The 10,266-nt window shown below is 60.4% G+C and carries 10 protein-coding genes, 2 rRNA genes and 1 pseudogene (1 of these 13 only partly in view); 3 read left to right on the forward strand and 10 right to left on the reverse strand.

The window, feature by feature from the left end; genetic code table 11:
• Nucleotides 1–58: 58 nt before the first annotated feature.
• Nucleotides 59–673, reverse strand: coding sequence for a DsbA family oxidoreductase (locus tag FZ025_RS08060; RefSeq protein WP_244292488.1), 615 nt, complete (start codon nt 671–673; stop codon nt 59–61).
• Nucleotides 670–1,923 (reverse strand): MFS transporter, encoded by a 1,254-nt coding sequence (locus FZ025_RS08065; protein ID WP_104558395.1) that lies wholly within the window; start codon nt 1,921–1,923, stop codon nt 670–672. Before FZ025_RS08065 ends, FZ025_RS08060 begins: the two co-directional genes overlap by 4 nt.
• Nucleotides 1,924–2,146: 223 nt before the next feature.
• Here FZ025_RS08065 and FZ025_RS08070 point away from each other — a divergent pair, with 223 nt between their 5' ends.
• The gene (locus FZ025_RS08070) at nt 2,147–2,710 is read left to right on the forward strand and encodes a TetR/AcrR family transcriptional regulator (protein WP_244292489.1); all 564 of its coding nucleotides are present in this window, start codon (nt 2,147–2,149) and stop codon (nt 2,708–2,710) included.
• 654 nt (nt 2,711–3,364) lie between these two features.
• Here FZ025_RS08070 and FZ025_RS08075 read toward each other — a convergent pair.
• Together FZ025_RS08075 and FZ025_RS08080 are read right to left on the reverse strand one after the other, a co-directional pair.
• A complete protein-coding gene (locus tag FZ025_RS08075) occupies nt 3,365–4,516 on the reverse strand; it encodes an MFS transporter (RefSeq protein WP_046980728.1) in 1,152 nt (383 codons plus the stop codon).
• Nucleotides 4,517–5,314: an alpha/beta fold hydrolase gene (locus tag FZ025_RS08080; RefSeq protein WP_046980727.1), complete on the reverse strand. Its 798-nt coding sequence runs from the start codon at nt 5,312–5,314 to the stop codon at nt 4,517–4,519.
• A gap of 85 nt (nt 5,315–5,399) precedes the next feature.
• On the opposite strand from FZ025_RS08080, the gene FZ025_RS08085 reads away from it, so the two are divergent.
• Nucleotides 5,400–5,759, forward strand: coding sequence for a MerR family transcriptional regulator (locus FZ025_RS08085; protein ID WP_104558393.1), 360 nt, complete (start codon nt 5,400–5,402; stop codon nt 5,757–5,759).
• Between the two features lie 40 nt (nt 5,760–5,799).
• On the opposite strand, the gene FZ025_RS08090 is transcribed toward FZ025_RS08085, so the two are convergent.
• The 4 genes and pseudogenes from FZ025_RS08090 to FZ025_RS08100 all read right to left on the reverse strand — a co-directional run bounded on the left by FZ025_RS08090 (nt 5,800) and on the right by FZ025_RS08100 (nt 8,024).
• On the reverse strand, nt 5,800–6,159 hold the full coding sequence (locus FZ025_RS08090; RefSeq protein ID WP_244292490.1) for a DUF3363 domain-containing protein: 360 nt from the start codon (nt 6,157–6,159) through the stop codon (nt 5,800–5,802).
• A gap of 85 nt (nt 6,160–6,244) precedes the next feature.
• The gene (locus FZ025_RS22870) at nt 6,245–6,379 is read right to left on the reverse strand and encodes a hypothetical protein (protein ID WP_386268400.1); all 135 of its coding nucleotides are present in this window, start codon (nt 6,377–6,379) and stop codon (nt 6,245–6,247) included.
• 113 nt (nt 6,380–6,492) lie between these two features.
• Nucleotides 6,493–6,568: pseudogene (locus tag FZ025_RS22875) on the reverse strand (LysR family transcriptional regulator); the annotation flags it as partial.
• A 22-nt stretch (nt 6,569–6,590) separates the two neighbouring features.
• The gene (locus FZ025_RS08100; RefSeq protein ID WP_046980725.1) at nt 6,591–8,024 is read right to left on the reverse strand and encodes an MFS transporter; all 1,434 of its coding nucleotides are present in this window, start codon (nt 8,022–8,024) and stop codon (nt 6,591–6,593) included.
• Between the two features lie 143 nt (nt 8,025–8,167).
• Here FZ025_RS08100 and FZ025_RS08105 point away from each other — a divergent pair, with 143 nt between their 5' ends.
• On the forward strand, nt 8,168–8,515 hold the full coding sequence (locus FZ025_RS08105; RefSeq protein ID WP_046980724.1) for an ArsR/SmtB family transcription factor: 348 nt from the start codon (nt 8,168–8,170) through the stop codon (nt 8,513–8,515).
• 345 nt (nt 8,516–8,860) lie between these two features.
• On the opposite strand, the gene rrf is transcribed toward FZ025_RS08105, so the two are convergent.
• Together rrf and FZ025_RS08115 are read right to left on the reverse strand one after the other, a co-directional pair.
• A 5S ribosomal RNA gene (gene rrf, locus FZ025_RS08110) occupies nt 8,861–8,975 on the reverse strand.
• A gap of 168 nt (nt 8,976–9,143) precedes the next feature.
• Nucleotides 9,144–10,266: ribosomal RNA gene (locus FZ025_RS08115) — 23S ribosomal RNA — on the reverse strand (it continues 1,757 nt past the right edge of the window).

The following is a 10,266-nucleotide window of genomic DNA, read 5'->3' on the forward strand; positions in this document are numbered from 1 at the left end:
GTCCAGGTAGGGGCATCAAGTATTCTGCGCGGGCGCTAAGGCCTGGCGTATTCCGTCCTCAAAGACCTCCTGCGCCTGTGCACCGCTGATGGTATGGCGGTCGTTGAAAACGATCGCCGGTACCCCCCGGCAGCCCCTGACGCTGCCAGAACTGTTCTGCCTGCCGAGTTTCCTCGGCATAGGCGTCGGTTGCCAAAATGCGCCGCGCCTCCACTTCATCAAGCCCCACGGCGGTAGCCAGATCCATTAACAATTCTTGGTCGTCAGGAGCGCGGGCTTCGCTGAAATACGCATGGAATAAGGCTTTTTTCAGAGCTTGCTGTTGGCCTTGCAGTCCCGCCCAATGCAACAGGCGATGGGCGTCAAAGGTGTTATAAATGCGGCTGTGTTCATCCAATTTGAAGGTGAACCCAACTTGATCGCCAAGCTTTTTCGTCAAATCGAAATGCTGTCGTACGCGCTTCGGGTTCAATCCGTATTTTTGTCCCATGTGCTCCATCAAGTTCTGTCCACCCGGCGGCATCTGCGGGTTCAACTCGAACGGATGGAAGCGCATGTCGTTGACTTTCGTCACATTGGCTTGCTCAAGCGCCCGCTCCAATGTCCGCAAAGCAATGGCGCACCAGGTACAGGAAATGTCAGAAACAAAATCTATCCTCAACGAGGCGATCATGGCCGTGCCGCCTCCGTTCGCGCCTGGTGATCCACAGGGAAGGCATGACGCCGCGCAGCGGAGACGGTGCCGATCGCACCGACGACGCACGCACACGCAAGCAGCGGAATCCACGCAACCCCGATGGCATCCAGCATCTTTCCGCCCAGGAAAGAGCCCGCCGTAATCGCCACGTTGACCGACGTGAACAAGATGGCTGAGGCCGGATCAGGCGAGCGTGGGGCGGCCCGGAGCATTGCCGACTGGAATAGCATTGGCATAGCCGAATAGGCGAACCCCCATGCCACCGCTACGATGGTGGTTAAGAGCGGGACCGATTGCCGGGCGGTGAAGGCCAGCACCACCAATGCCGTCAGCAGCAGCCAGAGGACTGCCAGCGTTGCGGCGCGTGGCCGGCGATCGATGGCAATGCCGGTTAGCCAAACCCCGGCGATGCCAACGATGCCGAATGAGAACAGCACCGGCGCAATGAAGGCAACGGGAATGCCCGCCTCGCGTAGATAGGGCGTCGCATAGGTATAAAGTGCGAAATGCGCGGTGAAGGTGAGAAAGGTCGCCAACGCGATGGCCGTCACACCGGGGGTCCGCAATACCTGTGCCAATGGGACATGCGCCGCAGCCAACGTACCAGGCAGCTTGGGAAGAATTCGCCAGCCGAGCAGCGACAGCACTATTCCCAATACGCCCAGGGTGGCGAAGGTCGCCTGCCAGCCGATCAGCAAGGCCGCTGCTGCACTCAACGGAATACCGAGGGTCAAGGCGGCCGTGTTGCCGGCAAAGACCATTGACAGAGCCCTGCCGCGTTGCTCCGCCGGTACCAACCGAGTCGCCAGCGAGCCGATCATGCCCCAGAAGACACCATTCGCAATGCCGATCAGGAACCGCACCACCATGTCGAGCTGATAGCTTTGGCTGAACGCCACGATCAGATTGCCCAGCGAGAGAATCGTCGTCAACGTCAACAGCAACGGACGGCGGGGCAGCCGGGCGGTGTACCCCGCCAACGGCGCGGAGGTCAGAACGACTGCAAAGGCGAAGATCGAAACGAGAAACCCAATCCGGGCTTCGCTTTGCTGCAAGTCATTGCCCATTAATTGCAGCACGCCCATCGGCATCAGCTCCGTCATGATGAAGCTGAAAGTGATGGCGAACAGGATGACCAAGGCAACCATGGGATGCTTCACCATTCTGTGTTCATTTGCCGCTTGCTGGCTAAAAGCGAGCGTTGACGGGTCGTCGCGACTAGGCATTGCGCATTCCTCCGAAGGCGGTGGTCGGTTCAAAGGCCGGACACGGTGGGTCGCCTTAATTTATAGATCGATCATTCCATAACTATGCACAGGCATGCAGGGCTTGTCAACAACTTCTGGATCGACTAGTATAGAATTAAGTGCAATGAATGAGAGGATTGCTGCAATGGCGCAAATGGGTCGCCCGCGTAACTTCGACCGAAGCGAAGCCGTTGAGAGAGCAATGCTGCTGTTCTGGGAGCATGGCTATGAGTCCACTAGCCTGACTCGATTACGGGAAGGTATCGGCGGCATCTCGGCCGCGAGTTTCTATGCGGCGTTCGACTCCAAAGAAGCGTTGTTCAAAGAAGTCGTGGATCGTTATGTCGCCAGCTATGGCCAAGTGACTAGGCCGCTTTGGAATGATGCCATGCCCCCCCGAAAGGCGCTGGAGCAGGCATTGAGAAATTCAGCGCGTATGCAGACTGATCGCAAGCATCCCCAGGGATGTTTATTGGTGGTGGCGGCGAATACCTGTTCGCCGGAAAATAGCCATATTCAGGCGCTGCTTGCCAAAGAACGAGCCCGCACCCGCAACGGCATGCGCTACTGCCTGGCCAGAGCTCGCCAATGTGGCGATTTATCCCCCGCAAAAGACGTAGGAACGCTGACCGCCGTATATGACACGTTCCTCTTTGGAATTACGACACAGGCGAGAGATCGTACCCCGCTAGCGGCACTCGAACGCGCAGTCGCCGAAGTAATGACGCTTTGGGATGACCCTGAATCTGCGCATGCTGAAACTTAATACTCTGAAACCAACACCCCAATACGTTAGCGACTTCCGTGCGCCGGCCAATTATCAGGCATCAGGTCAGGAGCTGTTACTATTAAACTCGGAATGGTAAAGGTCCGGGCGCAACTTCACCCTTCGGTTATGCCGAGGTGGTGGCGCCGGCCTGCCATGCGGCGCATGGGCATCCCCGCGCATCCGCGCGAGTTGCCCCCGGCACCAAGGCCTGCTGTTCGCCTATGCGGGCCGGCGCCGGAACCGCTGGGCGCTCAAGCATGGCGGCCGCGACGGCGGGATCGAAAACGTGCAAGTTGCCGGCACCTGCGCAGCGACAACGGCTGATGCGCTACGCACCTGCAGCCGGGTGGGGTTTGGGGGCGAGCTGGTGCGCGTGCTCCCCGACTGGACCGAGTCCGCGCTGCCGCTCCGCACCGGCTCAGCGCGTCCATGGAGTTTCAGCCCAACCAGTGGCTGCAGCAGCTTGGGACACATGACGGACCGGACACCTGTCGTCGCAAATCATCGTGCTCGCACTGGTCTCGCTGTCCAGTTTCTCGTTTCCCCGAAAAGATAGGATTCTGCGGCCGTCGCAAGGAAACAGCGTCGATGTTGAGGCTGCATAGATAGAACTCAAGCGCCATCATGCGCAGGACGACCTGTACCCCTTCGTCAAGGTGATTTGCACGGCGGGTAGTTTGTCCGCCGCCGCCGTGAGATGAGGAAGCCCAACAACGCGCTACTTCCCAGCAGGCTGCTCGTCTTCAGTACCGCATCGATGCCCCCGTGAGCGAGCGCAATACCTCCCGCGAGCGCGCCGCCGCCAATCCCCAGATTGAAGGCTGCCACGTAGAGGGACGATGCGGCTTCCGCTCGTTCGGGCATGATCGCTATGACCCAGCTTTGCAGACCGACGATCAGCATGGCGATGGATGCTCCCCACCATGCCATTTCAAGCAAGATGCCTATTTCGGACCTTCTCGACACCAGCATGGCCGCTTGGCTGGCGATGACGCCAATGGCCGCTATAAGCGACAGCGAGGCAGGATTGATGGTGAGTCGCCCGGCCAACCACGTTCCCACGGCACCGGCCAGGCCAAAGCTCAGCAAAAACAACGCATGTCGTTCCTCTGGGATATATGCGATTCCAGTCAAAATCGGTACCACGTAGGTGTATCCCGTGAAGTGCGAAGCAACGATCAATAGAGTGACGATCGCCACCGTGTAGAGCGCAGCCGATTTTCCGGGCAATCGCTGCTTCGCCGCGGATGAGGCGGAATTGCCCTCGGGCAGCAACAATCTGAAGGACAGCACTCCGGTCAGCCCGCCAAGAACCGCAGACGTGGCAAAAGCCATCCGCCACCCCAGCCAATGGCCGATCATGGTTGAACATGGCACCCCGACGACCAGCGCCAGCGAGATGCCGCTTAGTGCCCATGCCGTAGCCCGGCCGGCAGGCATCTCCGGTGCAACACGCACCGCATAGGGCGCGATCATCGACCAGAACACACCATGCGTCAGCGCGGCAAGCACGCGCGAGCTCGCCAGCATGGTGTAGCTGTTAGCGAAGGTCGTCAGGGCATTCGCCAACGCAATGATGCCGAGCAATCCGACAAACACGGTACGCCGAGGTAGGCGCTGGGTTGCCAAGGTAAAAGGCACGGCCGTGAGTGCCGCGATCCACGCGTAGCCAGTCACCAGGAAGCCGGCCTGCGCCGGCGCCACCTTGAGGTTCCCGGCAATCTGCGGCAACAGACCGATGGGCAGGTATTCGCTGGTCTGTGCGATAAATGCAGCCAGCACCAGGAGCAGGAGCCGCTGCATTCACTGTTTCCCCGCGCGGAGGAAATCGGCAACCAGTTGCACGAATTCGTCAGGCTGCTCCAACGCTGCCAGATGACCGCTTTCCAGTTCGGCGTATCGCGCGCCCGGAATCGTTGCTGCCAGTGCTCGGGCATGCGCCGTCGGCACCATCTGGTCTTGGGTGCAGCCGATGACCAACGTGGGCTTGTTGATGCGTTCAACTTGTTCACTCACATCCAGCGAGAGGTCTAGCGCCACCTGTCGCGCCATGCCCTCCCATTGGTTGCCGCTGACGATGGCGTCGATGTTCTCCTCCATCTGCTGCGCGCTGAGTCTCTGCAGAAAAGCGGGACTGAAGCCTGTCAGCAAGAGCAGTCTGGCCATCGCTCGGCGATCGGTGTGGATCAGGTCGCGCCACAACCCAAACTCCAGTTGCATACGGCTGTCGGCTCCCGATGCAAAACCCGCCAGCAGCACCACTGCACGCACATCGTCCTGGTATTCGGCGGCGATGTAGGTGGCCACGCTCGCCCCCAACGAGAAGCCCACCAGATCGAACGGCACCGCGCCAGCTGCCCGTGCGGCCCCGACAACCTGTGCAGCCAGTACCGGCACGGACAAAGATTGGCCGTCGTCTACGGTTGTTCCCGAACCAGCATAGTCGGGCCGCACCACTGTCCAGTTCGTTGCGAAGCGCCCGACCAGATGCCCCCAGTTGCTTTCCCCGTTCCCGCCGGTGCCGTGTACCAGCACCAGCCCAGGCCCGTGCCCATCGACCTGATAAGAGACTTTTGCACGATCAATTTCGACCACAGCCATGACCCTGAACCTCGCTTTCGTAAAAGACGGTTCAAGGCTAAACTCTGACAGCACTGTCAAGGTCAAGAGATGATAGGAGTTCAGCGTGAAAATCGGAGAATTGGCGCGCCAAACCGGCGTCAGCGAGCGCATGCTGCGGTACTACGAGCAGGAAGGTCTGCTGCAACCGGCACGCACTGAATCGGGTTATCGCAATTATGGCGAAGCGGAAGTTGAGACAGCCCGGCGTATTCGCCTATTGAGTGCTGCAGGCCTGAAGATTGAAACCATCCGGGTGCTGTTGCCTTGCATGCTGGGCGATCAGCCAACCTTTGCGCCATGTCGTGAGGTGCGGGCGGCGCTCCATCGGGAAGTCGAGAAGTTGGACGAGAAACTGCGCGGCCTGAGCGAAAGTCGCAAGATCGTTAAAAGCTACCTTCACGGATTAGTTGCAACGTCCAATTGAACGCACATTATGCGTTGAGCCTCTCACTCACGATCTCCAGTCAGATGGCAGGCTCGCGCTTCAAGCTGCGGGCCACGTTGCCGCCCGACCTCCCATGACCCACCGCCGCCGCGCACCGTTGCAGTGAGCTGCTGCGCACAAGCCACAGTTCGATCGCCGGCTTCCACAGCACCAGTGAAAACCCGATGCCGTCGTCGAGCATCGCGTAGCGACCGCTGGCGAGCGTGGCGCTACGACGGTACATCCATGGCATCGCCATGCCATGGACGACACACCCGCGCCTGTGACATCGGTCCAATGGACAACCGCTGTCAGTCCACCCGGCAGATAGCCAGGCGAACTGCTCGGCGCTCAAGGTCCGGGTCGCCCATGCGCCGCACTCCCGCTGCTTGTCTTGCATCGATGCGCCTCGTCCGAAATCTCAGCCCCGCGCTTCCCGCGTCTGCAGGGGGTCACCGGACGCTTACCGATATGCGCGGCGCCTGTCAGGCCGAGGCCGAAACCTGCGGATAGATGCCATCGCCGGCTGCATCGGCGCGAGCAAAGCCCACGTCGTGGAGGTCGTCGTGCAGCCTTTTGATCTGCTGCGACAGCGGGACCTCGAACAGGCGAATTTCCACTTCCGGCTCTTCCTGCCCGCATAGCGCCAGCAAGGTAGACGAACGTGAAGGCGTGACGCCCCGTTATTCTTGCAGTTCCTTGACAGTGCGTGACAGCGACGACCGCTGGAGATGCAGTCGCTCCGCCGCACGGGTGAAGTGGAGTTCTTCTGCCACGGCCAGAAAGCAGTGCAGATGCCGTAGCTCCAAGCTGATCCTCCACTCCAGCCTGTCAGGCTGTCCCGGCCTGCGTGTTGGCGCGAGCCTTGCCCGGAAAGGTCAGTGACACCAGAAGACCGAGTGCCAAACCCGCCGCTGCCAGGGAGAAGGCATGCTGCGAACCGATCGCCAGTCCTTCGCTCAGCGCCTTGCCCTGCAAACCGCCGATGCCACGGTTGGCGAACGCCACCAGTACGGCGATGCCGATCGCATTGCCCACATTGAGCGTGGTCGAGGCCATCCCCGAGGCGATGCCCTGTTCGTGGTGCGCTACACCCGACGCGGCCGCGATCCACATCGCGGTCCAGACGATGCCCTGGCCAACGCCCGACACCACCAGCCCCGGCACAATGGCGGCATACGGAGCGCCGAGGAGGGCGGCCGGAGCCAACGCCAGCGTGCCCACGATGCCGACCACGAAGCCAATGACCAGGGTGCTGCGCATCGGCAGCCGGTTGGCCAGCCTGGCCCCGAGTTGCGTGCCAGTGAAGATCGCCACCGACGGCACGATGAAGGCCAGCCCGGTCTGCAAGGCGCTGTAGCTCTGCACGTTCTGGAACAGTACCGTCAGGAAGTACGGCAGCGCGCCGAAGGTCCCCATGTAGATGAAAGTCACCGCCATGCCGGCGATCAGGCTGCGATTGCCGAACAGCCGCACCGGCATCAGCGGATCGCGGCTGCGCGATTCGATCAGCGCGAAGACCAGCAGGAACACGGCGGCCAGCACCAGCGCCGCAACAATGGGCGCGGCGCGCCAACCATCTTCCGGTCCCTGCACCAGCGCATACACCAGCAGCGTGGCACCCGCCGTCGCCGTCAGCGCGCCCGACAGGTCGAAGCTACGACGCTCGGTGCGCGGCGTATCCTTGGGGATCACGAAGAATGCCGCGACGATGGCGATGCCCGCCAGCAGCACATTGACGTAGAACACCGACGGCCAGCCATAGGCGCTGGTCAGCACGCCACCAGCGAGCGAACCCAGGGTCAGGCCGCTGGCGCCCGCGCCGCCCCAGATCGCCAACGCGCGGTTGCGCGGTGGGCCTTCCTCGAACAGCCGGTTGATCAACGACAAGGTGGACGGGAACAGCAGTGCCGCGCCAATGCCTTGCACCGCCCGAGCGATCACGATCACCGCTGGACTCCAGGCCAGTCCGCCCACCAGCGACGACAGCGCATACAGCCACAGCGCGAAGATGAACATGCGCCGCTGGCCCAGCAGGTCGGCGGCGCGTCCGCCTAACAACAGGAAGCCGCCGCAGAACACGGTATAGGCGCTGACCACCCATTGCAGAGTCTGCCCGGAAAACCCAAGGCCCGCGCCGATCTCCGGCAGGGCCACGAACACGATGTTGATGTCCAGCGAATAGATGAGCTGGGCGAAGGCCAGCAGGGCCAAACTCCAGCCGAGGGACCGGTGGACGCCGGTGGCGGATGAGATGGAAGACATGAACGATTCTCCAGGCAGTCATGGACTTGTGTACTGGTACATACGTACCATAGCAGTACGAGGATAATCGAACAATAGCTTCGCGGATCGAGATGCTGCGAAAACTGTTTGTATGTACTCGTATTATAGAATATACTGGCCGGATGACACCCAACCATCCCGACCGTGACCAGATTCGCTTGGAGAACGTGCTGACCGCGCTTGGCAATCCGCTGCGCCTGACAGTGGTGCGTGTGTTGGCCAGCGGTGGGGAGCATCCATGCAGCGCCGTGCTGCAAGGCATTCCCAAATCGACCCTGACCCACCACTGGCGCGTGCTGCGCGACAGCGGTGTCGTCTGGCAGCGGCCGTATGGGCGCGAGAACTTGCTGTCGCTGCGCCGCGAGGATCTGGATGCACGTTTCCCTGGCCTGCTCGACTCGCTGCTGGGTGCGGTCCAGAACGACGCGCTGACGCAGGAGGCAACGTCGAAGAATCTGCCCCATTCTTGATGAAGCGTTAGACTTTACGCGGCAGCGTGAGAAAAATTTCAGGAACAGCTTGCCCACTCGTACTAACCGCCTGCTGCGAGTGGTACGGGCGAACAGCACCTGGTGGCTGAGCGGTACCTTGCTGATCGGCTGACTGTCACAGCGGCACGATGCAGACCACGGCAGCCAGGATCGAGAGCACGCATCCCGCTGCATCGCTGCCGGCCGCAGGCCACTTGGGCGTGGAGGAGCGCGGGTCGCTGCGCGCGTGGTGAGCGCACAGAAGACGGAGGTGCGCGCGCTTTTGCTTTTGGCAGCGCGCAATAAAAAATCCCCGTCCTGGTGGACGGGGATTTGGGGTAAAGCCCCTGGCGATGACCTACTCTCGCATGGCTTGAGCCACACTACCATCGGCGCAGCTGCGTTTCACTTCCGAGTTCGGGATGGGATCGGGTGGTTCCACAGCGCTAATTTCACCAGGGAGACGGTTGGAGTGTCGCCGCGATGCGTCTTCGAACAGCGCACGTGTGTGCGGTGTGGGAAGGACGGCATTGGGCGCCAGCCTCTCATAGGGTGTGACGTAGCGAGCGCTTGGATAGCTATCGACGTGTGTCGTGCTAAGGGATGCTTGGAAGCACCTTGAGGTTATATGGTCAAGCCGCACGGATCATTAGTATCAGTTAGCTCAATGCATTGCTGCACTTACACACCTGACCTATCAACCACGTAGTCTCCATGGTTCCTTAAGGGGGCTTGTGCCCCGGGAAGTCTCATCTTGAGGCGCGCTTCCCGCTTAGATGCTTTCAGCGGTTATCGCTTCCGAACATAGCTACCCGGCAATGCCACTGGCGTGACAACCGGAACACCAGAGGTTCGTCCACTCCGGTCCTCTCGTACTAGGAGCAGCCCCTCTCAAACTTCCAACGCCCATGGCAGATAGGGACCGAACTGTCTCACGACGTTCTGAACCCAGCTCGCGTACCACTTTAAATGGCGAACAGCCATACCCTTGGGACCGACTACAGCCCCAGGATGTGATGAGCCGACATCGAGGTGCCAAACACCGCCGTCGATATGAACTCTTGGGCGGTATCAGCCTGTTATCCCCGGAGTACCTTTTATCCGTTGAGCGATGGCCCTTCCATACAGAACCACCGGATCACTAAGACCTACTTTCGTACCTGCTTGATCCGTCGATCTTGCAGTCAAGCACGCTTATGCCTTTGCACACAGTGCGCGATGTCCGACCGCGCTGAGCGTACCTTCGTGCTCCTCCGTTACTCTTTAGGAGGAGACCGCCCCAGTCAAACTACCCACCATACACGGTCCCCGATCCGGATTACGGACCTAGGTTAGAACGTCAAGCACGACAGGGTGGTATTTCAAGGTTGGCTCCACCACAGCTAGCGCCATGGTTTCATAGCCTCCCACCTATCCTACACAGACGAACTCAACGTTCAGTGTAAAGCTATAGTAAAGGTTCACGGGGTCTTTCCGTCTTGCCACGGGAACGCTGCATCTTCACAGCGATTTCAATTTCACTGAGTCTCGGGTGGAGACAGCGCCGCTGTCGTTACGCCATTCGTGCAGGTCGGAACTTACCCGACAAGGAATTTCGCTACCTTAGGACCGTTATAGTTACGGCCGCCGTTTACTGGGGCTTCGATCAAGAGCTTCGCCTTGCGGCTGACCCCATCAATTAACCTTCCAGCACCGGGCAGGCGTCACACCCTATACGTCCACTTTCGTGTTTGCAGAGTGCTGTGTTTTTG

Source organism: Xanthomonas hyacinthi (assembly GCF_009769165.1).
Lineage (GTDB): Bacteria > Pseudomonadota > Gammaproteobacteria > Xanthomonadales > Xanthomonadaceae > Xanthomonas_A > Xanthomonas_A hyacinthi.

What these genes read in the sequence shown, in the direction of transcription:
- FZ025_RS08060 (WP_244292488.1), bottom strand. Translation starts at nt 673, where the DNA reads ATGATCGCCTCGTTGAGGATAGATTTTGTTTCTGACATTTCCTGTACC.
- FZ025_RS08065 (WP_104558395.1), bottom strand. Translation starts at nt 1,923, where the DNA reads ATGCCTAGTCGCGACGACCCGTCAACGCTCGCTTTTAGCCAGCAAGCG.
- FZ025_RS08070 (WP_244292489.1), top strand. Translation starts at nt 2,147, where the DNA reads ATGCTGCTGTTCTGGGAGCATGGCTATGAGTCCACTAGCCTGACTCGA.
- FZ025_RS08075 (WP_046980728.1), bottom strand. Translation starts at nt 4,516, where the DNA reads ATGCAGCGGCTCCTGCTCCTGGTGCTGGCTGCATTTATCGCACAGACC.
- FZ025_RS08080 (WP_046980727.1), bottom strand. Translation starts at nt 5,314, where the DNA reads ATGGCTGTGGTCGAAATTGATCGTGCAAAAGTCTCTTATCAGGTCGAT.
- FZ025_RS08090 (WP_244292490.1), bottom strand. Translation starts at nt 6,159, where the DNA reads ATGCAAGACAAGCAGCGGGAGTGCGGCGCATGGGCGACCCGGACCTTG.
- FZ025_RS08100 (WP_046980725.1), bottom strand. Translation starts at nt 8,024, where the DNA reads ATGTCTTCCATCTCATCCGCCACCGGCGTCCACCGGTCCCTCGGCTGG.
- FZ025_RS08105 (WP_046980724.1), top strand. Translation starts at nt 8,168, where the DNA reads ATGACACCCAACCATCCCGACCGTGACCAGATTCGCTTGGAGAACGTG.